At 59.8% G+C, this 19821-nt stretch carries 19 protein-coding genes and 3 tRNA genes; 12 read left to right on the forward strand and 10 right to left on the reverse strand.

Annotated elements, in window-relative coordinates; translation table 11 throughout:
• The first annotated feature begins 72 nt into the window (after nucleotides 1-72).
• The 4 genes from BLU85_RS11660 to nudC all read left to right on the forward strand — a co-directional run bounded on the left by BLU85_RS11660 (nucleotide 73) and on the right by nudC (nucleotide 6542).
• Nucleotides 73-3177 (forward strand): efflux RND transporter permease subunit, encoded by a 3105-nt coding sequence (locus BLU85_RS11660; protein WP_092199378.1) that lies wholly within the window; start codon nucleotides 73-75, stop codon nucleotides 3175-3177.
• Nucleotides 3174-4649, forward strand: a complete 1476-nt coding sequence (locus BLU85_RS11665; protein ID WP_092199381.1) for an efflux transporter outer membrane subunit — start codon at nucleotides 3174-3176, stop codon at nucleotides 4647-4649. Before BLU85_RS11660 ends, BLU85_RS11665 begins: the two co-directional genes overlap by 4 nt.
• Before the next feature lie 243 nt (nucleotides 4650-4892).
• Nucleotides 4893-5705: a crotonase/enoyl-CoA hydratase family protein gene (locus BLU85_RS11675; RefSeq protein ID WP_092199387.1), complete on the forward strand. Its 813-nt coding sequence runs from the start codon at nucleotides 4893-4895 to the stop codon at nucleotides 5703-5705.
• A 6-nt stretch (nucleotides 5706-5711) separates the two neighbouring features.
• The gene (gene nudC, locus BLU85_RS11680; RefSeq protein ID WP_092199390.1) at nucleotides 5712-6542 is read left to right on the forward strand and encodes an NAD(+) diphosphatase; all 831 of its coding nucleotides are present in this window, start codon (nucleotides 5712-5714) and stop codon (nucleotides 6540-6542) included.
• Here the strand turns inward: nudC and BLU85_RS11685 are convergent.
• From BLU85_RS11685 to BLU85_RS11695, 3 genes are all read right to left on the reverse strand, one after another.
• Nucleotides 6510-7289, reverse strand: a complete 780-nt coding sequence (locus tag BLU85_RS11685) for a TSUP family transporter (protein WP_092164354.1) — start codon at nucleotides 7287-7289, stop codon at nucleotides 6510-6512. The two genes, nudC and BLU85_RS11685, sit on opposite strands and share 33 nt — an antisense overlap.
• Before the next feature lie 112 nt (nucleotides 7290-7401).
• Nucleotides 7402-8574, reverse strand: coding sequence for a zinc-dependent alcohol dehydrogenase (locus BLU85_RS11690; RefSeq protein ID WP_092199393.1), 1173 nt, complete (start codon nucleotides 8572-8574; stop codon nucleotides 7402-7404).
• Nucleotides 8574-9395, reverse strand: a complete 822-nt coding sequence (locus BLU85_RS11695) for an SRPBCC family protein (protein ID WP_170847572.1) — start codon at nucleotides 9393-9395, stop codon at nucleotides 8574-8576. Before BLU85_RS11695 ends, BLU85_RS11690 begins: the two co-directional genes overlap by 1 nt.
• Nucleotides 9396-9753: 358 nt before the next feature.
• On the opposite strand from BLU85_RS11695, the gene BLU85_RS11700 reads away from it, so the two are divergent.
• Nucleotides 9754-9827: transfer RNA gene (locus tag BLU85_RS11700), tRNA-Cys, on the forward strand.
• 192 nt (nucleotides 9828-10019) lie between these two features.
• Nucleotides 10020-10106 (forward strand) — tRNA-Leu (locus BLU85_RS11705).
• A gap of 75 nt (nucleotides 10107-10181) precedes the next feature.
• Here the strand turns inward: BLU85_RS11705 and BLU85_RS11710 are convergent.
• Nucleotides 10182-10544 carry an NUDIX hydrolase gene (locus tag BLU85_RS11710; protein ID WP_092199399.1) on the reverse strand — a complete coding sequence of 121 codons (363 nt, stop codon included), beginning with the start codon at nucleotides 10542-10544 and terminating at the stop codon, nucleotides 10182-10184.
• Between the two features lie 277 nt (nucleotides 10545-10821).
• Between BLU85_RS11710 and BLU85_RS11715 the strand changes: the two genes are divergently transcribed.
• Nucleotides 10822-11007, forward strand: a complete 186-nt coding sequence (locus BLU85_RS11715) for a hypothetical protein (RefSeq protein WP_092199402.1) — start codon at nucleotides 10822-10824, stop codon at nucleotides 11005-11007.
• An 84-nt stretch (nucleotides 11008-11091) separates the two neighbouring features.
• Nucleotides 11092-11319 (forward strand): PLD nuclease N-terminal domain-containing protein, encoded by a 228-nt coding sequence (locus BLU85_RS11720; RefSeq protein ID WP_042731642.1) that lies wholly within the window; start codon nucleotides 11092-11094, stop codon nucleotides 11317-11319.
• Nucleotides 11320-11353: 34 nt separating this feature from the next.
• Here the strand turns inward: BLU85_RS11720 and BLU85_RS11725 are convergent, their stop codons facing one another.
• The 3 genes from BLU85_RS11725 to BLU85_RS11735 all read right to left on the reverse strand — a co-directional run bounded on the left by BLU85_RS11725 (nucleotide 11354) and on the right by BLU85_RS11735 (nucleotide 12533).
• The gene (locus BLU85_RS11725) at nucleotides 11354-11779 is read right to left on the reverse strand and encodes a hypothetical protein (protein WP_092199405.1); all 426 of its coding nucleotides are present in this window, start codon (nucleotides 11777-11779) and stop codon (nucleotides 11354-11356) included.
• A gap of 118 nt (nucleotides 11780-11897) precedes the next feature.
• Nucleotides 11898-12128 carry a hypothetical protein gene (locus tag BLU85_RS11730; RefSeq protein WP_092199408.1) on the reverse strand — a complete coding sequence of 77 codons (231 nt, stop codon included), beginning with the start codon at nucleotides 12126-12128 and terminating at the stop codon, nucleotides 11898-11900.
• Nucleotides 12129-12278: 150 nt separating this feature from the next.
• On the reverse strand, nucleotides 12279-12533 hold the full coding sequence (locus BLU85_RS11735; protein WP_060742222.1) for a DUF6555 family protein: 255 nt from the start codon (nucleotides 12531-12533) through the stop codon (nucleotides 12279-12281).
• A gap of 238 nt (nucleotides 12534-12771) precedes the next feature.
• Here BLU85_RS11735 and BLU85_RS11740 point away from each other — a divergent pair, with 238 nt between their 5' ends.
• Both BLU85_RS11740 and BLU85_RS11745 read left to right on the forward strand, forming a co-directional pair.
• Nucleotides 12772-13671, forward strand: a complete 900-nt coding sequence (locus tag BLU85_RS11740; RefSeq protein ID WP_092199411.1) for a polysaccharide deacetylase family protein — start codon at nucleotides 12772-12774, stop codon at nucleotides 13669-13671.
• A gap of 100 nt (nucleotides 13672-13771) precedes the next feature.
• Nucleotides 13772-13963 (forward strand): DUF2188 domain-containing protein, encoded by a 192-nt coding sequence (locus BLU85_RS11745; protein ID WP_092199992.1) that lies wholly within the window; start codon nucleotides 13772-13774, stop codon nucleotides 13961-13963.
• Between the two features lie 187 nt (nucleotides 13964-14150).
• Here the strand turns inward: BLU85_RS11745 and BLU85_RS11750 are convergent, their stop codons facing one another.
• The 3 genes from BLU85_RS11750 to BLU85_RS11760 form a co-directional block, all read right to left on the reverse strand.
• Nucleotides 14151-15947 (reverse strand): DAHL domain-containing protein, encoded by a 1797-nt coding sequence (locus BLU85_RS11750; RefSeq protein ID WP_092199414.1) that lies wholly within the window; start codon nucleotides 15945-15947, stop codon nucleotides 14151-14153.
• Between the two features lie 265 nt (nucleotides 15948-16212).
• Complete coding sequence (locus BLU85_RS11755) at nucleotides 16213-17067, reverse strand: prohibitin family protein (protein ID WP_081015426.1); 855 nt, start codon at nucleotides 17065-17067, stop codon at nucleotides 16213-16215.
• A 124-nt stretch (nucleotides 17068-17191) separates the two neighbouring features.
• Nucleotides 17192-17279, reverse strand: a tRNA-Ser gene (locus BLU85_RS11760).
• A 124-nt stretch (nucleotides 17280-17403) separates the two neighbouring features.
• Between BLU85_RS11760 and BLU85_RS11765 the strand changes: the two genes are divergently transcribed.
• Together BLU85_RS11765 and BLU85_RS11770 are read left to right on the forward strand one after the other, a co-directional pair.
• Nucleotides 17404-18075, forward strand: a complete 672-nt coding sequence (locus tag BLU85_RS11765; protein WP_025213780.1) for a Bax inhibitor-1/YccA family protein — start codon at nucleotides 17404-17406, stop codon at nucleotides 18073-18075.
• A gap of 381 nt (nucleotides 18076-18456) precedes the next feature.
• Nucleotides 18457-19806, forward strand: coding sequence for a hypothetical protein (locus BLU85_RS11770; RefSeq protein ID WP_092199417.1), 1350 nt, complete (start codon nucleotides 18457-18459; stop codon nucleotides 19804-19806).
• The last annotated feature ends 15 nt before the right edge of the window (nucleotides 19807-19821 follow it).

Genomic DNA, 19821 nt, shown 5'->3' on the forward strand with positions numbered 1-19821 from the left:
GGATAAATCCCCTCGCCACAAGAGCCCGGTCATTCCTTTCGGTCTTTGGTCTGAAGCCCGGAGCGCTGGCCGATGAACCTTTCCGGCCCCTTCATCCGCCGCCCCGTAGCGACCATGCTCCTGAGTTTCGCCATCATGTTGCTCGGTGGCGTGTGTTTCGGCCTGCTGCCGGTTTCGCCGCTGCCGCAAATGGATTTCCCGGTCATCGTGGTCCAGGCCAACCTGCCAGGAGCCAGCCCCGAGGTGATGGCTTCGACAGTGGCAACGCCCCTGGAACGTTCCTTCGGCGCGATCGCCGGGGTCAACACCATGAGCAGCCGCTCCAGCCAGGGTTCTACGCGGGTCATCCTGCAATTCGACCTGGACCGTGACATCAACGGCGCCGCCCGGGAAGTGCAGGCGGCCATCAATGCGTCGCGCAACCTGTTGCCCAGTGGCATGCGCAGCATGCCTACCTACAAGAAGGTCAACCCGTCCCAGGCGCCGATCATGGTGCTGTCGCTGACCTCGGATGTATTGGAAAAAGGCCAGCTCTACGACCTGGCGTCCACCATCCTGTCCCAGAGCCTGTCCCAGGTGTCGGGCGTCGGCGAGGTGCAGATCGGCGGCAGCTCGTTGCCAGCGGTGCGCATCGAACTGGAGCCACAGTTGCTCAATCAGTACGGCGTGGCCCTGGACGATGTGCGCACCGCCATCGCCGACAGCAACGTACGCCGGCCGAAGGGTTCGGTGGAGGACGACCGGCGCATGTGGCAGGTCCAGGCCAACGACCAGTTGGAGAAGGCCAAGGACTACGAAACGCTGATCATCCGCTACCAGGACGGCTCGGTCCTGCGGCTCAAGGACGTGGCGAAAGTCACCGACAGCGTCGAGGATCGCTACAACAGCGGTTTCTTCAACAACGATGCCGCCGTGTTGCTGGTGATCAACCGCCAGGCCGGGGCCAACATCATCGAGACGGTCAACGAGATCAAGGCGCAACTGCCGGCGTTGCAGGCGGTGCTGCCGGCCAGCGTCAAGTTGAACCTGGCGATGGACCGTTCGCCGGTGATCAAGGCCACCCTGCATGAAGCGGAAATGACCTTGCTGATCGCCGTGGCCCTGGTGGTGCTGGTCGTGTTCCTGTTCCTCGGCAACTTCCGCGCCTCGCTGATCCCGACCCTGGCGGTACCGGTGTCGCTGGTGGGCACGTTTGCGGTGATGTACCTGTACGGTTTCTCCTTGAACAACCTGTCACTGATGGCGTTGATCCTGGCGACCGGGTTGGTGGTGGATGACGCCATCGTGGTGCTGGAGAACATTTCCCGGCACATCGACGAAGGCGTGCCACCGATGAAAGCCGCCTATCTGGGCGCCGAAGAAGTCGGCTTTACGTTGCTGTCTATGAACGTCTCGCTGGTGGCGGTATTCCTGTCGATCCTGTTCATGGGCGGCATCATCGAGAGCCTGTTCCGCGAATTCTCCATCACCCTGGCGGCCTCCATCGTGGTTTCGCTGGTGGTCTCGCTGACGCTCACGCCGATGCTCTGCGCCCGCTGGCTCAAGCCTCACGTACCGGGGCAGGAAAACCGCTTGCAGCGCTGGAGCCTGGGGCTCAATGAGCGGATGGTCCGTGGTTACGCCACCAGCCTGGACTGGGTGCTGCGCCATCGGCGCCTGACCTTGCTCAGCCTGCTGGTGACCATTGGCGTGAACGTCGCGTTGTATGTGGTGGTGCCGAAAACCTTCATGCCACAGCAGGACACCGGCCAACTGATCGGTTTCGTGCGTGGCGACGACGGGCTGTCGTTCAATGTGATGCAGCCGAAAATGGAAATCTTCCGCCGTGCCGTGCTCAAGGACGAGGCAGTGCAAAGCGTCGCCGGTTTCATCGGCGGCAACAACGGCACCAACAACGCCTTCATGCTGGTGCGCCTCAAGCCAATCAAGGAGCGGGGGATTTCCGCACAGAAAGTCATCGAGCGCCTGCGCAAGGAAATGCCCAAGGTGCCCGGCGGCCAATTGATGCTGATGGCCGACCAGGACCTGCAATTCGGTGGCGGTCGCGAGCAGACCACTTCGCAGTATTCCTACATCCTGCAAAGCGCCGACCTGGCGACGCTGCGCACCTGGTACCCCAAGGTCGTGGCCGCCTTCCGGGCCTTGCCGGAGCTGACCGCCATCGACGCCCGCGACGGTGGCGGGGCGCAGCAGGTGACGCTGGTGGTGGACCGCGACCAGGCCAAGCGCCTGGGCATCGACATGGACATGGTCACCGCGGTGCTCAACAACGCCTACAGCCAGCGGCAGATTTCCACCATCTACGACAGCCTCAACCAGTACCAGGTGGTGATGGAGGTCAATCCCAAGTATGCCCAGGACCCGAGCACCCTCGAGCAGGTCCAAGTGATCACCGCCGACGGCGCGCGGGTGCCACTGTCGGCCATTGCCCATTACGAGAACAGCCTGGAGGACGACCGTGTCAGCCATGAAGGCCAGTTCGCTTCCGAGGGCATTTCCTTCGACATGGCCGAAGGCGTCACGGTGGAGCAGGGCACCGCGGCTATCGAGCGGGCGATTGCCAAGCTCGGGATGCCCGAGGATGTCATCGCGAAAATGGCCGGTACCGCCGACGCATTCGCCGCCACCCAGAAGAGCCAGCCGTTCATGATCCTCGGCGCGTTGCTGGCGGTGTACCTGGTGCTGGGCGTGCTGTATGAAAGCTATATTCATCCGCTGACCATCCTGTCCACCTTGCCATCGGCCGGGGTCGGCGCCTTGTTGTCGATCTACGCACTGGGCAGCGAGTTCAGCCTGATCTCGCTGTTGGGACTGTTCCTGCTGATCGGCGTGGTGAAGAAAAACGCCATCCTGATGATCGATCTGGCGCTGCAACTGGAACGTGCCGGGCAGACGCCGCTGGAGTCGATCCGCAGCGCTTGCCTGCTGCGATTGCGGCCAATCCTGATGACCACGCTGGCGGCGATCCTGGGTGCCTTGCCGCTGCTGCTCGGCGCCGCCGAAGGCGCGGAAATGCGCCAGCCGCTAGGCCTGACCATCATCGGCGGGCTGGTGTTCAGCCAGGTGCTGACGCTCTATACCACGCCGGTGGTTTACCTTTATCTCGACAAGCTGCGCCATCGCTTCAACCGCTGGCGTGGCGTGCGCACTGATGCTGCCCTGGAAACTCCGCTATGACCGACCGTTCGCCTTTCAATCTTGCCGCGACGCTGGCGACCGCCCGTGGCTCGCGGGTGCTGAGCCTGGTGCTGTGCATGGCGATGCTCAGCGCCTGCGCCGTCGGCCCGGATTACCAGCGCCCCGCGGCAGCGGCCCCGGTGCAGTACAAGGAGGCCCAGGGCTGGCGCCAGGCCAACCCCAGCGATGCCCTGGCCCGGGGCGCCTGGTGGGAGCTCTACGGTGATACGCAACTCAACGGTCTGGTGGACAAGCTCAACGCCTCCAACCAGACCGTAGCCCAGGCCGAAGCCCAGTACCGGCAGGCCCGGGCACTGGTGCGCAATGCTCGTGGCGCGTTTTTCCCCACCGTGGACCTGACCGTCGGCAAGACGCGCTCCAGCCAGGGCACCGGCAGCAGCAGTTCGAGCCTGAGCAGTTCGTCCAGCGGCATTCGCGACACCTACAACGCCCAGGCCGGCGTCAGCTGGGAGGCGGACGTGTGGGGCAAGTTGCGCCGCACCCTGGAAGCCGACGAGGCGAGCGCGCAAGCCAGTTTCGCCGACCTGGCGGCGATGCGCCTGAGCCAGCAATCGGAACTGGTGCAGAACTACTTGCAGTTGCGGGTGATCGATGAACAGAAGCGTTTGTTGCAAACCACCGTCGACAACTATCAGCGCTCGCTGAAGATGACCGAAAACCAGTACCGTGCCGGGGTCTCCGGCAAGGACGCGGTGGCCCAGGCGCAAAACCAGCTCAAGACCACCCAGGGCGACCTGATCGACCTGATCTGGCAGCGGGCCCAGTTCGAAAACGCCATCGCCGTGCTCATCGGCCTGCCGCCGGCGGAGTTCAACCTGGCCGAGGTCCAGGACATCCCAGCACTGCCGCAGATCCCGGTGGCGCTACCCTCGCAACTGCTCGAGCGCCGGCCGGACATCGCTTCGGCAGAGCGCTCGGTGATGGCCGCCAATGCCAACATCGGCGTCGCCAAGGCCGCGTATTACCCGGACCTGACCCTGAGCCTCAGCGGCGGCTACAGCAGCAGTACCTACGACAACTGGGTGAGCGTGCCGAACCGCTTCTGGTCGGTAGGGCCGCAACTGGCAATGACACTGTTCGATGGCGGCCAGCGATCGGCGGAAGTCGACCGCACCGTCGCGGCGTATGACCAGACCGTCGCCACCTATCGCCAGACCGTGCTCGATGGCTTGCGCGAGGTGGAAAACTACATGATCCAGCTCAAGGTGCTGGAAGACGAAGCCCGTGTACGCCAGGAAGCCCTGGACGCCGCTCGGGAATCCCTGCGCCTGACGCAGAACCAATACCGGGCCGGATTGATTGCCTACCTCGACGTGGTCACCGTCCAGGCCACCGCATTGAGCAACGAGCGCAGCATGCTGAGCCTGCAACAGAGCCGCTTGATTGCCAGCGTGCAACTGATTGCGGCGTTGGGCGGTGGTTGGGATGGGCAGTTACAGGCGGGCGAGTAGCCGCGGGTAATTCAAAGGGGGGTGTGTCCATTGAAAACTCCTGTGGGAGCGAGCTTGCTCGCGATGACGGCAGTACATTCGCCATCGCTGCAAGCTGACCCACCGCTATCGCGAGCAAGCTCGCTCCCACAGGGGGGGATTCTCGCGCTGTAAGTCCCGCTTTTGGCCGATGCACTGCCTACGTCCTGTCGCGATGGCTTGGTATAGTTCAGGCCTCTTTTCAGCCGGTAAAGGATCACTGCCATGTCGAAATACCAAGCGTTCAACGTCGAACTTGCCGACAACATCGCCCATGTGCAGATCAATCGCCCGGAAAAGATCAATGCGATGAACGTTGATTTCTGGCGCGAGATCATCGAGATCTTCCAATGGATCGATGACACCGATGAGGCGCGGGTGGTGGTGCTCAGCGGTGCCGGCAAGCATTTTTCCTCTGGCATCGACCTGATGATGCTGGCCGGTGTGGCCAACGAGCTGGGCAAGGACGTGGGACGCAATGCGCGCCTGTTGCGGCGCAAGATCCTGCAACTGCAAGCCTCGTTCAACGCCGTGGACAATTGCCGCAAGCCGGTGCTCGCGGCCATTCAAGGCTATTGCCTGGGCGGTGCCATCGACCTGATCGCCGCGTGCGACATGCGTTATGCCGCCGAGGACGCCCAGTTCTCCATCAAGGAAATCGATATCGGCATGGCTGCCGATGTTGGCACATTGCAACGCTTGCCCCGGATCATCGGGGACGGCATGCTGCGTGAACTCGCTTATACGGGGCGCACCTTCGGTGCCGAAGAAGCGCGCAGCATCGGCTTGGTCAATCGCCTGTACAGCGACACCGCCAGCCTGCTCGACGGCGTGCTGGGCATTGCCCGGGAAATCGCCGCCAAGTCGCCGATCGCCGTGACCGGCACCAAGGCAATGATCAGCTACATGCGCGACCACAGCATCGACGACGGCCTGGAATACGTCGCCACCTGGAACGCCGCCATGCTGCAATCGACCGACCTGCGCGTGGCCATGGCCGCCCATATGAGCAAACAGAAACCCGAATTTCTGGATTGACTGACCATGACTTCACGCTGGACCACCGCAGTACTCGATACCGATCTTCCTGGCGGCTGGGCCGTGGCCCGTAGCCCGGAAGGCTTTCTGTTCGACGACAACGGCGCGCTGTTCCCCCGCGAGTGGCTCAAGCGCCAAGACCTGTCGATTCTCGCCGAACACGGCATCGGTCACCTGGATGGCGAGCCGGTCTACCTGTTGGAGTTGCACAGCCCGCTGGAGATTCCTGGCTGCAACTGGACAGGCCTGCGGGCGTTCATGCTCGAGGGCGACCACACGCTGTACAAGGTGTTGGGCTATGCGGCGCAGATCGGCACCTGGGCCCGGGAGCATCGTTTCTGTGGCAGTTGCGGCAAGCGCATGAGCCAGATTCCGTTGGAGCGGGCCATGTATTGCGACGCCTGTGACCTGCGTCATTACCCGCGGATTTCACCGAGCATGATCGTGTTGATTACCCGCGGCGATGAAGTCCTGCTGGCCCGTTCGCCGCGTTTCGTCACGGGCGTCTACAGCACCCTGGCGGGGTTTGCCGAGCCTGGCGAGTCGGCCGAGGATTGCCTGGTGCGGGAGGTGCGTGAAGAAGTCAGTATCGAAGTGAAGAACATCCAGTACATGGGTAGCCAGTGCTGGCCGTTCCCCCATTCGATGATGCTCGGTTTTCACGCTGAATATGCCGGCGGCGACATCGTGCCCCAGGAAGATGAAATCGAGGACGCCCAATGGTTCAACGTCCACGACCTGCCACCGTTGCCGGCCTCGCGCTCGATCGCCCGCTACCTGATCGACCTTTATGTGGCGCGGCGCTTAGGCCACGCTGAACCAGTGCTGCCAGGCTAGGCGCACGGTCAAGCCCAGCACCACGGTGATGAACACCGGTCGGATGAACTTCGCGCCGCCGCTGATGGCGGTGCGAGCGCCGAAGAATGCGCCGATCATCACCGACAGGCCCATGCTCAGGCCGATGACCCAGTCCACCTGTCCGGAAAAGACGAACACCGACAACGCCGCGATGTTGCTGACGAAATTCATGCTGCGCGCCACGCCGCTGGCCTTCACCAGGTCGATGGGGTAGAGCAGCAGGCTGCTGACCGTCCAGAACGCACCGGTACCGGGCCCGGCCACGCCGTCATAGAAACCCAGGCTGAAACCCTGGGACGATTGCCATGTCTTCTTGATCGGCGCATCGCTGTCCAGCGGTGCCTTGGGCGTGCCGCCAAACAACAGGTACAGGCCGCAGGCGAAGACGATCACCGGCAGCATCTTGTTCAGCCACTCGGCAGGCAGGTAATGGGCGACGATGGCACCGGTCAGGGCGCCGACCAGTGTGCCGACGAGGGCGTGGGTCCATTGCCTCGGGTGGAACAGCTTGCGCTTGTAGAAGGTGAAGCTGGCCGTCGCCGAGCCGAAGGTCGAGCTGAGTTTATTGGTCCCCAGGACCAGGTGAGGTGGCAGGCCTGCGGTCAGCAGCGCCGGCGTGGTCAGCAGTCCACCGCCACCGGCGATGGCATCGATGAAGCCGGCAATGAAAGCGACAACGGCAAGGATAGCGAGGGTAGTGAGGTCAACGCTGAGTTCGAAAGGCATGGAATGGGCTTATTTGGCAGGTCGCAGAAGGGCTGCGGGAAGGCCGGTATGTTACCCATAATGGTGCAGGGCTGCGACTGCTGGCGAGTGCACAGCCCTGCAGACACTGCAATCACTCTGGCCGGAACACTGCCCGGACACAATTCCCTGTCTTCTCCTTGAACATTGCATAACCTTCCACCGACTGTTCGAGCCCCATTGGATGAGTCAGCAGATAGGAGGGGTCCAGTTCACCTTTCTGGATGTGTTCGAACAATCGTTCCACGTAACGCTGTCCGGGCTGTTGGCCGGAGCGCAAGGTCAAGGCTTTATTGACGATGGCCCCCATGGGAAATTTGTCCAGCAGACCGCCATAGACGCCGACCACCGAGACCGTGCCGCCTTTGCGACAGGCTCGGATCGACTGGCGCAGCACCGTCCCGCGTTCGGTGTGCAGGCGCAGCATTTGCTTGGTCTTGTCGTAGAGATAGTCGATCTCTGTACCATGGGCCTCCATGCCCACACAGTCGATGCAGCGATCCGGGCCCCGGCCGCCGGTGAGCTCCAGCAAGGCGGCATGCACGTCCGTGGTTTCATAGTTGAGGGCGATGGCGCCGGTCTTTTCTTCGGCCAGTTGCAAGCGATCAGGCAGGCGGTCGATGGCAATCACCCGTTCGGCCCCCAGCAAATAGGCACTGGACATCGCCATCAACCCGACCCCGCCGCACCCCCATACCGCCACGGTATCGCCCTTTTGGATATTGGCGTTATCGGCGGCGAAATAACCGGTGGGCACCGCGTCGGAGACGAATACCGCCTGCTCGTCGCGGATGCCGTCGGGAATCTTGAACAGGTTGACGTCGGCAAACGGCACGCGAATATAGGTCGCATGGCTGCCGGCATAGCCGCCAAACGCATGGCTGTAGCCGATAATCCCGCATGCCGGTTGGCCGTAGGCGAGATCCGTGGCGCTGGGATTGGGGTTGGAGTTGTCGCAGCAGGAAAAATCCGAGCGCCTGCAATGTTCACACTCGCCGCAACCCAGGATCGAAACCGTGACGACCCGGTCGCCTTTGCGCAATGAGCTGACGGCTGAACCGATCTCCACGACTTCACCCATGAATTCATGGCCAATGATGTCGCCGGCCTGCATAGTTGGTACGTAGCCTCCCAGCAGATGCAGGTCTGACCCACACACCGACGACATTTTCACCCGGACGATAGCGTCGCGGGGATTGATAATGGACGGGTCATCGACGGTTTCAACTTGTAGCTTGTTCGGACCTTGCCAAGTCAATGCGCGCATCAGGCATTACCTCCAGTGGACGGCTGGTGGGTCGGTGTTTGAGGGGTATCGGTGGCCGGGTGGACGAACAAGAAATCCTTGGTGCCAGGGACGTGCATTCGATGGGTGGCCACCTCACCGGTTTCCAGTTGTTGCTTGATGCTGCGCAGCAGGTGCAACAAGGCTTTGTCCGAAAACTTCGAAAGAGCGGCTGCCAGGGCATATCCCGCAGCACTGGGGAGCGTCTGGCAGGCGACGATAACCTTGAGCTGCGTGCCTCGACCGGCCGGTGCATCACTGAAGTGCATCTGGATGTCATGCTTGAATCGTGTATCCGGAGCGGCCGTCCAATGCAGCTTGCGGCCGTCCTTGGGTTCGTCCTGTTCAATGTCGCAATGCAGGGTCTTATCCATCGGCCCGTGGGCGATCCAGCGGTAGGTGCGTTCACCGGTCTGTTCGATTGCATCGACCCAGGGTACCAGTGCACCGAGGTTGCCCGGATTGCGACAGAACGCGAAGACCGCTTCCCTTGGTTTACCCACGGTAATGCTACGAGAGATCACCTTGCTGCCGTCCCAGTCTCGATCCTGTTCGAAAGCTTGTTCGAAAGGAGTGTGGGTCAGCGCGCGCTTGATCCTGCACGTGCCTGAATAACCGCGCCAGGCGGCACAGGCCCCCAACAGCACTTGCGGCCAACCCTGGAGCCCGCCCTGGCGCAGTCCATTGGCGATCAACAGCGTGCCGGCCAGCAAAGACACCGCACGCTCCGGTGTGCCGAGATTGGGATGCGACGGGGTCGGCACCGCTGCCCGGCTCGCAACCAGTTTGGGTCGTTCAGACATGATGGTTTCCTCATTCTCCAGGGGCGACATAAGGAATGAGCCAAGGGGAGGTGCGGTTGTTCCGTCGACGTGCGAGCTTTCCGATGAGGCGAATCATGGCGCTGCAAGCGTTTGCCAGGGCGGTCCGGGATTCGCTGGTTGGTTTGACCAGGGAAGGGAAAAGCTGATCGTTCGACGAATTTTTTTTGAAATCAAGGGGTTGTCAGCCTAGGCAAATGAGTACATAATTGCGCCCATCGAACGCACTGGGACGTAAAAAATCTCAATGTTTTCAAGGAGATAGCGCTGAGTAAGTGGCTTGTTTCCTGATCAGGTTTGTACTGCGATTGATGTGGCTGCATCGCATCGAGCGTCTTGAGGCCGAATAGCAAAATGGTTATGCAGTGGATTGCAAATCCACCTACGCCGGTTCGATTCCGACTTCGGCCTCCACTTTTAAAAAGCTCTGTAGATCTATGATTTACGGAGCTTTTTTATTTTCGAAGCATTGAAAGGTTTTGTCTTGAAAAGGGCATAAGCGACCTTGCTTCACAGGGGAGGGATGTATATATTCCCCCTCTTGTTGCACCAGCCAGGACTTCGGCCATTGGATTTGCCGACGTTCCCATGGCTCACCGCGCTACCGCCCGAATGGCGAAACTGGTAGACGCATGGGACTTAAAATCCCCCGCTCGTAAGGGCGTGCCGGTTCGATTCCGGCTTCGGGCACCATCTAAAATCAAGGGTTTGCGAGCGAAAGCTAATGCAAACCCTTGTTCGTTTCGGTTTCCCGCTTGTACCGGCTCATCACAACCGCCGGCGAAACGCCTCGAGAATATCCCGCGTGCCTTTTTTCATTTGCAGTTGGGCAATGGCATCCAGCGGGTGCCAGAGACAATCGCTGATTTCATTCTGTGGCCGGGCCGCCGCCGAGTCGCTGACGGACGCTTCGAACACGTGGTGCTCGGTTTGCCCATCATTGATGCGCATCAGGTAGAGCAGGTTCTCGACGTCCAGGCCAGTTTCTTCCGCCAGTTCCCGGATGGCTGCGCCCTCACGGGTTTCTCCCCGTTCGACGGTACCGCCGGGAAGCGTCCAGCGGCTATTGGCTTTGCGGACCAGCAGGACGTGGCGATTGTCTTCGCAGATGACGGTCGCTCGAATTTTCATGATGGTGTTCGATCCGTGACTGTCATTAAACTGAAATATATCTGCAATATTTGAGCATGGCATTAGCTGCTCGTTCAAATATCGATTTCCAGGGTCCTATCCGTAAGACCACGACAGGGTTGAAAAGGCTGGGTTCATTTGAGTCTGTCATCGCTCCCGTCGATCTCCCTACCGTCAGCGCCAGGCTTTCGACCGGCTATCGCCTCAAATTGAATCAGCTCCAAAAAAATGAATCCATGTTGGGTGCAATAGCCTGCCCCGTAGGGGAGAAAGACAAATGACCACCGTTGAAGACTTCAAAATCAAATCCCATCAGCTCCTGGTGGAGCTCGATGCGGCCACAGCGGAAATGATGCAGCTCATATGCGTCCATCAAATGAGCGGAGCGACTTGGGATGAGGCGGTTCAGCGTCAACATGAAGCCTATGAGCGGTGGGTCGCTTATCTGAATGAGCGGGGGTAGCTGCCGCACGCGCCATGGGCGAAATTCTTTGAACGGTGCCTGAACGGCTGTGCCTAATCCTTAAACCGACAAGAGGATTAGGCCATGTCTGAGTTAGCCAGTTACTTCTGGATCGCTGTCGCGGTGCTTTTGCTACTCGTGGATCTATGGGCGATCGTCAGTGTCTTTCGAAGCGACAAGTCGGCCGGGACCAAGGCCGGCTGGGCGCTGCTGCTGATCATCCTGCCGGTGTTGGGGCTGGTCATCTGGGGCGTAGCCGGGCCCCGTGGCATCAAGGAGGGGCCGTCGTCACCGGAGCACAGCAAGGGCTAGGAACGAACAAGTTGCGCCGCACGTACCCGGCCTGTCACTGTCTTTTCCACTCGCCGCCGGTGCTTTCGCAGTCTTCCTGGGCCTGCTGTAGCTGCTCGACATCGTAGTAATACCAATTCACTTTGGCGTTGTCGGGAAGGTTGGCCGATCCTCCGTGCTTGTCTTTACTGGTTGAGCGCGGGTTGGCCAGCGCTTCCTGGGTCAGCCTGGCCTGGCAGGTCGCCACATATCCTTCGGCACAACGCTCGACTTTACGCTTTTGGGTGCTGAGCGTTCCCTTGCTTTCATTGCTGCAAGACCAATCCAGGGTTTCGGCGGGCATGCCTTTGTATTCGTAGCAGCTATGGCTTTCGATCACCGGGACCGACTGGCTCTGGGAGTGGGTGATGACGTCGCAGCCTTGGGCCATGACGGCGGCGGGGCTCGCACAAGCGATCAATAGCAGGATTCTGGCATTCATGTGATTTTCCCTCTGCGGCTTTTGCACCGGTGACTATCCATTTCGAGGCGCAAAAAATGGCCGCGTTCCATCAGTTTTCCAACCGGTAGAACTCGAGGGAAACCCCTGACGTAGCGTGTCAGCGAAACTTGGGCAGCGGTGGCTCAGCGGGCTTGAGTGACGTCAGCGCGCTCTGGATCGATGGAGCGTCTTTGTCGATGTCCGCGAGCCGGTCGCGGATACGCACCGCGGTAGGGTGCCCACCTTGGTGGTCGACCCAATCGGCGATTTCCTTGCAGGCTGCCGTGAGCCTGGCCTGACGTGATTCCAGCAGGGTGAGCAGGGTGGTGATGGACTCTTTTTCGGACATGTCACACCTCCATTCAGGGTTGATGAGGCAGCACGAAACCCGCCAGGGGCGGGCCATGCTGTGGTCTAAGCGTAGTTGAGTTATTTCGGATCTGTCGAAGAATCCGGCGCCCGGCCAGACAACCGGCGCGCCGGAACGGTACACGTTATTTCAGCCGGACTCCTTGACCCAGGTCGGCGCGACGCTCGCCCGCCAGCGTACATCGGTAATGCCGTATTTTTCCGCCAGGGGCTTGGAAACCCGCTTGACCTTCTCCCTGCCGAATTTCGGTATACGCCCGACTCCCGCGTCGCAACTGGCCCAATGCCAAGCCTCGGAGTTATTCATCACTTCTGCGCGAATAATGAATGACTTGGGTTCGCCATGGAGTATGTAGTCAATGATGTAAAGCGATGGCCCGCCCATAAATCCTCCCTAATATAGTTCTATACGGATGGATGCAAAGGCATTGGGAAAATTCCATCGAATTTCCAGACGGTCAAATTAATACCGCTCAAGCTCAAGCGCGGGGCGACAACAATTTTGCGAACAGCCATTGTTCACTGCAAGGAACCAAACCCGGTTACCCTTCTCCAAGGTGGGCTTCAACACCGTCGGCCAGGGATCAAAGGCGAAGCAACGCGGCATCAACTAAAGGCAAAACATGAAAAAAATCGCCAGGGTCCTGTCCATTGCAGCCCTCGCCATCGGTTTATCGGGCTGCATTGGTGCCCCCATCGAACTGACGCCGCAAACCGAACAACGCCTGCTCGAACAACCCCCGATCCGTTTCCTGCTGACATTCGACGATGGACCCAGTGCATCGTCTATCTGGAACCCTAGCCTGGAGGTGCTGGACGCACTTGCAGACAACCCGGTGCAGCCTGGCATCAAGGCGGTGTTTTTTCTGCAGACCCGCGGGCCGCGGGCCGGCGGCAGTGATATCGGCCGCTCAGTGATGCGTCGCCAGCAGCAGGAAGGCCATGTGCTGGGTTTCCATACGGCGACCTACTGGCACACCAATCATCGGTTCCTGAGCCCTGATGAGCTGGAGCAATCGCTCACCCGCGGCGGGAGTGATATCGCCGCCATGACCGGCGCGGCACCGTCCCTGGTCAGGCCACCTTTCTGGAGTTTCGACAGGCGTACCGCAGCGGCCTACCGGCAACACGGCCTGCACATCTTGTTGACCGACCTGAGCGCCAATGACGGCAAGGTCTGGGGCATCACGATGAGCCCGCGGCGGCGGATCAACCTGACCCGACAACTCTCCGAGGTGCGCGAGCGCATCGCCGCCGGGCAACTGCCAGCGGTGGATGGGGTCATCCCGGTGGTGGTGACTTTTCACGACATCAATCGTTATACCGCCCGACATGCCCGCGAATACCTGCAGATCCTGCTCGATAGCGCCAAGGCGACGGGCATGAGGACCGCCCCCAGGCCGTTCTACGATGACCACCAGGCATTGGAGCGAGCGGCCTTGGCCCGGACGGTCGATCACAGTGCAGAGCCCGTCCATTTGCCGGGATTGTGGGACTGGTTGTGGGATTCGGATTCCCACTGAGGGCATCACGGATGCAGTCGGCTTCGCGACGTCCGGTCGGCAGCCGTGGTCATCAGCGTGTATGGTAGGCGATGCACCCTTGTTGAAGTCGGAGGTGATCATGAGTACTGCGATGATGACGAAAATGCACATCAACGGTTATGACGTGCTCAGCGTAAACAGCGGCCCATGGCGAGTCTGTACCCAGGCTGACCGGTTGGGCTCCTTTGCGTCCCGGGAGGAGGCGCTGGCCTACGCGGCGGCATTGCCGACCCGGAGAAACCGTAGCGGCCGGCCTGGGAACACGAAATAGGTGGGAGCGAGCCTGCTCGCGATGCGGTCAGTACATTCGAAATCTGGGTGACAGCCACGCCGCCATCGCGAGCAAGCTCGCTCCCACAGTTTTTCCCGGGTGCCCATCAAGAGTGCGTCCATCATAGATCCCCTGTGGGAGCGAGCTTGCTCGCGATGGCGGTGGCTCAGCCTGCGTGTTTCGCTGATCAGGCGCGCGCCAGCTCCAACGGGATCTCCAGGGTAAACAGGGCACCTTGCCCGGGGCCGTCGCTATGGACATGGAGGCGGCCGTTCATTTCAACCGCCGCCAGGGCGCAGCTGTGCAGGCCAAAGCCATGACCATCCTTGCGGGTGGTGAAACCATGGTTGAAGATGCGCGTCAGGTTCTCTGGGGAAATGCCTTCTCCGCAGTCCTTGACGCTCAGGCACAGCTTGGTTTCGTCGAGGATACGGATCCCCAGGGTCATTTCACGCGGATGTTCGCTGATGTGCGACATGGCGAATTTGGCGTTGCTGATCAAGTTGATCAGGATCAGCAATAACCTGTGCTTGTCTCCCATGATCGCGGGTACGTCATGGTAATCCTTGATGACGCAGACGTGATGCCGGCTCAGGGCACCCGAGTTCATGCGCAGCGCATCTTCGAACAGGTCGCTGACATTAAGCGGTTCGATCAGCCTGGCGGCCCCTGCGTAAGTCTGTTGAGTCGTGACGATTTCCTTGATGTGATCGATGCTCTTGGTCAACTGTGCCAATTCATCGATAAGCAGTTTCTGTTCGGCGGCAATGGAGTCGACCAACTCGTTGAAGTAACGCGGCAGCAACCGGCCTTTTTCATCAAGGGTAATGAACCGGCCAAGGTCCTCGGCATGTTCGTTCATCATGTTGACGGCTTTGGTGAGTCCGAGCGTCTTGCTGCTCCTCAACTTGCGGGTCACCAGCTCGGCGGAAATATTGACGCTGTTGAGCACATTGCCGACGTTGTGCAACACATTCGTCGCGATTTCGGCCATGCCCGCCATTCGGGCCGCGTCCACCAGTTCGCGTTCGGCTTCCTTCAATTCACGGGTACGCTCCTGCACGCGCTCTTCCAGGCGTTCGTTGGACGATTGTAACGCTTGGTTGATCTGATTGATCACGGCATAGCTGCGAACCAGGCGCACCGCCAGGTAGATCATCAGCAGTGCCATCAGGCTGGCGCACACGGCCAGGTAGATGTGGTATTGACGGTCGGTAGCGGCGGTCCTGCGCTGTGTCTCGTTCAACAGCTCATTGATGTTGTCCAGTTCCTGGGCAACCGGAATGACGCTGATGCGGTCAAGCAGGTCATTGACCACCGGTTGCTCCTGGACAATGGTCTTGACGTGCTGGATGAGGCTGATGAAAGGCGCCTGATAGGTGGCGGGCAACTGGTGAATGTACGGCTCCAGCTCAGTCAGCTTGCCTTGTACTTCCCGGGCTTTGTCTGTCGTGACATAAAGCCCGAACTCCAGTGTCGTCAGGGTCAACTCAAGCACATTGGACGCCGCGGTCAGGCGCTCCATGGGGCTTTCGATGTGCATGTCCTCGAGCAGCGCTTGAATCTGGTCTTCGACCTGCGGCAGCGCATCCAGGGACGTGCGCAGATGGGCGTTGTGTTGTTCGAATTGCTCAACCAGCAAGGTCTTGTTCTTGACGGCATCCACATAACCCTGGCGCCGGGACGCCCAAAGCGCCGCCAAGGGGCCTGAATTGTTGAGTCGTTCCAACTGCTGCCAGCGACTGTCGGCCTCCGGGGGCGGGGCCAGTGACAGGTTGTTGTTGATGCCGATCTTTTTCCTCAGGATCTTGCCGTTCCAGTTCGCATCGGATTGTTTGAGTTGACGAATGAAGTCGCGGGACTCGAAGTAGGTCGATGAGTCGTACGTGTATGACTTGATCAAAAAGAATATCAGTGCGGAAAACACAATAAGCGCGACGGCCAACAGGGCAGGCCATTTATATTTCTTGATAAGAGTGGTCACGCGACTCTCCTGTCCAGGGTGCTTATCGAATGCGTCGGTGAATTGCCGGGGGGAGGGAGTTGCTCAAGGCCTGAGCCGAAGGGGAGACGAGATAATCGTCGTACGGTAGGGCGTGTCGATCTGCTTTTGCCTGGGTACACGTTGAGCTCCCTGCTAACGATGGACGTCGGATTCATTGGCAGTGTAGCGCTAACGAGAGGGGCGACGCTTGCTCGGGGCGCGCCGGGATGGAGCTGGCGCGGCCAGGGAGGCCGCGCCTGGGGTGTCACTTGATGTCGATGAAGGGCATGGCGCTGTTCGGCAGCACGGTGGTGGGCAGCACGCCATTCCAGCGTTCGGCCTTGGTCAGTTCCACCAGGTTCTGGTTGCTGGCCAGGGCCTGGGCCCGCGCCTTGATGGCCTCGGCTTCGGCTTTGCCCCGCAGCTCGGTCGCCAGTGCGTCCGCCTTGGCCTGGGCCACTTGCGAATCGGCTTCCGCCTGGGCCTGGGTCACGCGGATCTGGGCCTGGACCTGCTCGGTGGCGAGCTGTTGTTCGCGGGTCTTGACCTGGACTTCAGCGGCCATGCGCGCCTCGATGGCTTTTTCGTAGGCATCGCTGAAATCGATGTTTTCGACCTGGACGCTGTCGATGATCACCGGCCCGGTAATGGTGGCCTTGATGGCCGTGGAAATATCGTTGACCAGTTGGACGCGGTTCTGCACGGCAGCCACGGCGTTGAACTTGCCAAAGACGTTTTCCACCTGGGTCGGCACCTGGCGGCTGATCATCCGGTCGCGGATGCCTTCAAGGTCCTTGAACTGGGTATAGACCTTCGCCACATCGGACGGGGCGATATGCCAGGACACGGACACCTTGAGCTGGGCGGACTGTTGGTCCTTGCTGTAGGCCTGCAGGTCTTCGTAAGCGGTGACTTGGCTCTGGACGCTGATCATGCGTACGGATTCGATGAAGGGCGTCTTGAAGGACAATCCCGGTTCAACCACCCCGACCAGCGCCCCATTGCGCAGCAGCACGCCACGCTCGGTCTCGTCGACCGTGTACCAACTGCCGAACAGTACGCACAACAAGACGATGCCGATGATTGCAGCACCGATGGAGCCGATGGTTTTGCTGGTCACTTTTCTTTCCTTGAGTGGCGGGGCGGGGTTTGCCATAGCGATGTCCAATGCTGAAGCTGCGATAGGTATTCAGAATGCCAGACACGAAAAAGCCCTGAATAATCAGGGCTTTGACGTTAGAAGATGGCGGAGGCGATGGGATTCGAACTCATGGACCTGTTACAGTCGACGGTTTTCAAGACCGTTGCCTTAAACCACTCGGCCACACCTCCGTATTGCGTTGCGGGCGCCATAATACCGGAATGAAACACACTGTCAAACTCTCTACGTAGCTTGTTACAGAGCGTCTGTTATGATCCTTGCCACTGAATGTTTCAAAACCGGAGGAGTGTCGCCATGCGCGAACAGGATTACGCAGTGAACAACAGCGTGCAGGCTGAGCAGCTAGAGGTTAGCCGCGTCCTGCGCAACACTTATGGCCTGCTGGCACTCACACTCGCTTTCAGCGGTGTGATGGCCTACGTCGCACAACAGATGCGGGTGGGTTACCCGAACATCTTCGTCGTGCTGATCGGTTTCTATGGCCTTTTCTTCCTCACCAACAAACTCCGTGATTCGGCCTGGGGCCTGGTGTCGGCTTTCGCCCTGACCGGCTTCATGGGCTTCCTGCTCGGCCCGATCCTCAATCGCTACCTGCAAATGCAGGGCGGTGCCGAAGTGGTCAGCTCGGCCTTTGCCATGACCGCCCTGGTATTTGGTGGCCTGTCGGCCTACGTGCTGATTTCCCGCAAGGACATGAGTTTCCTCGGCGGTTTCATCACCGCGGGTTTCTTCGTCCTGATGGGCGCCGTGCTGGCCAGCTTCTTCTTCCAGATCAGCGGCCTGCAACTGGCGATCAGCGCCGGCTTCGTGTTGTTCTCGTCGGTCTGCATCCTGTATCAGACCAGCGCCATCATCCACGGCGGCGAGCGCAACTACATCATGGCGACTGTCAGCCTGTATGTATCGATCTACAACCTGTTCGTCAGCCTGCTGCAGCTGTTCGGCCTGATGGGTCGTGACGACTGATTGCATCCGCGATGAACGAAAAGCCCGCTTCGGCGGGCTTTTTTTCGCCCGTGTTTCGAGTTATGGCCAATGGCCAACAAAAAATCTGAAACAGATGGCACCTTCGGATAAATGATCTACACCTAGGAAATGGAAGCGTATTGCCATGGGAGGCAAGAAGTGGATCGCTTGGTTACCTGCCTGAAGTTCCCCTATCACGTATTTGGCCACCGAGCCCGGTCTGGTCGTGGCCGTTCGTTGGGATCGGGAGGCTATCAAGGCGACTCCGCAGGACCGTGAGCAGGCTTGGGCATCGTGCTGCAGCCTGATAACAGAAGGAGGCCCTGCACATCGGCCAGGAATCCGATGCGGTAGCAGGCGCTTCCCTATAAGGAGATATTGATGAAGCAGTCTCAAGGAAAGATCATCGCGTGGCTGGCCCTGACGGGGGCATTGTCCACCGCTAGTGTCCATGCCGGAGTCTTCCCCGATTTCGGCTACGCCCCGCCCAAGAGCGCATACTCCGGAGCCCCGTTCCAGCTCAGCCAGGATTATCCGAAGGTGGCCCCGGGCGCATCGTCGGTACCGGCATTTTTCCAACATTTGCCCAAGACATTCTCCAATGACTTTGAAACCTGGCGCCCGTACATGGAGGAAGTGAAAAAATATTGCTTGGAAGGCAATACTGAAATCGGCTGGAAAGTACAGAAGAACAAGGTTCGCCAGTGGTATCACATGCCTTGGCAGCATTATGGTCCCAACGGTCGTGAAGGCATCAGCGGGCTGACCAAGGAGGCACCGATTCAGCCTGGGCAACTGGCAAGTACGCAGACCGACAGCGGGCAGACCTACGCGGTGGGTATCTATAACGACATAGGGGCCTACACCATCGGCCAGGTCTGGAAAGACCCGGATAATCCAGACCCAAGCTATACCTCCAAACCCAAGAGCTTTGCCAACGGCACGGTGGTCTGCAAGGCGCTGTTCGCCGATATAGACGTCAAGACAGTGCCGTTCCTGGCGAACCCATTGCTCTGGAACGCCTACACCGCCGAAACCTTCACTTCCACAAAACGGCACGTCACCAAAGTGGCGCTGATTCAGATGGACATTGCCGTGCGCGACACCCGCGTGAGCGATACCGGCTGGCTGTTCGGCACATTCCAATACAACGGCGCCAAGACCGGCAAGGCGAACTGGAACAACCTGGTGCCGGTGGGGATCATGTGGGGCAATGATCCCAAGGAAACCGGCAACGACTTCACCAACCCCAAGCCGGTGGTCACCAAGATCAACCCGGCCCTGAAACAGACCGCGATCAACGCCAACACCCAGGAACTGCCACCGACCCACCTGGGTTGGAATGGGCGACTCAATGGGCCGGTGGACAATCCCCAGGCGTCCTGCCTGAGTTGCCACATGACCGCCGAGTACCAGCAATTGGCGATCATGAACCCGACGTTCCAGGCCAACCCGCCAACTGTGGGGGGCGATGTCTGGATGCAATGGTTCCAGAACATTCCGGCCGGTCAACCGTTCAGCCCGGGTACGCAAAGCACGGACTACAGCCTGCAACTGTCCGGAGCCCTGGCCAATTTCTATGACTGGAAGTGCAACCACAGCGGCGTCTATGCCGATGGCGTCAATGCCTGCACCAAGCTCCAGACGCTGAAGTTGATCAAAGCGAGCAACGCGCCTGAGGAACAAGTGCACAAAGTGCAGCGCAGCCCCGAGTTGGAAGAACTCGAATAACCCTCTTCCCGGCCT

The organism is Pseudomonas sp. NFACC14, assembly GCF_900106885.1.
Lineage (GTDB): Bacteria > Pseudomonadota > Gammaproteobacteria > Pseudomonadales > Pseudomonadaceae > Aquipseudomonas > Aquipseudomonas fluorescens_AA.

Bases quoted from the DNA above. Each gene is read 5' to 3' on its own strand.
- BLU85_RS11660 (WP_092199378.1), top strand. From the start codon at position 73: ATGAACCTTTCCGGCCCCTTCATCCGCCGCCCCGTAGCGACCATGCTC.
- BLU85_RS11665 (WP_092199381.1), top strand. From the start codon at position 3,174: ATGACCGACCGTTCGCCTTTCAATCTTGCCGCGACGCTGGCGACCGCC.
- BLU85_RS11675 (WP_092199387.1), top strand. From the start codon at position 4,893: ATGTCGAAATACCAAGCGTTCAACGTCGAACTTGCCGACAACATCGCC.
- nudC (WP_092199390.1), top strand. From the start codon at position 5,712: ATGACTTCACGCTGGACCACCGCAGTACTCGATACCGATCTTCCTGGC.
- BLU85_RS11685 (WP_092164354.1), bottom strand. From the start codon at position 7,289: ATGCCTTTCGAACTCAGCGTTGACCTCACTACCCTCGCTATCCTTGCC.
- BLU85_RS11690 (WP_092199393.1), bottom strand. From the start codon at position 8,574: ATGCGCGCATTGACTTGGCAAGGTCCGAACAAGCTACAAGTTGAAACC.
- BLU85_RS11695 (WP_170847572.1), bottom strand. From the start codon at position 9,395: ATGTCTGAACGACCCAAACTGGTTGCGAGCCGGGCAGCGGTGCCGACC.
- BLU85_RS11710 (WP_092199399.1), bottom strand. From the start codon at position 10,544: ATGAAAATTCGAGCGACCGTCATCTGCGAAGACAATCGCCACGTCCTG.
- BLU85_RS11715 (WP_092199402.1), top strand. From the start codon at position 10,822: ATGACCACCGTTGAAGACTTCAAAATCAAATCCCATCAGCTCCTGGTG.
- BLU85_RS11720 (WP_042731642.1), top strand. From the start codon at position 11,092: ATGTCTGAGTTAGCCAGTTACTTCTGGATCGCTGTCGCGGTGCTTTTG.
- BLU85_RS11725 (WP_092199405.1), bottom strand. From the start codon at position 11,779: ATGAATGCCAGAATCCTGCTATTGATCGCTTGTGCGAGCCCCGCCGCC.
- BLU85_RS11730 (WP_092199408.1), bottom strand. From the start codon at position 12,128: ATGTCCGAAAAAGAGTCCATCACCACCCTGCTCACCCTGCTGGAATCA.
- BLU85_RS11735 (WP_060742222.1), bottom strand. From the start codon at position 12,533: ATGGGCGGGCCATCGCTTTACATCATTGACTACATACTCCATGGCGAA.
- BLU85_RS11740 (WP_092199411.1), top strand. From the start codon at position 12,772: ATGAAAAAAATCGCCAGGGTCCTGTCCATTGCAGCCCTCGCCATCGGT.
- BLU85_RS11745 (WP_092199992.1), top strand. From the start codon at position 13,772: ATGAGTACTGCGATGATGACGAAAATGCACATCAACGGTTATGACGTG.
- BLU85_RS11765 (WP_025213780.1), top strand. From the start codon at position 17,404: ATGCGCGAACAGGATTACGCAGTGAACAACAGCGTGCAGGCTGAGCAG.
- BLU85_RS11770 (WP_092199417.1), top strand. From the start codon at position 18,457: ATGAAGCAGTCTCAAGGAAAGATCATCGCGTGGCTGGCCCTGACGGGG.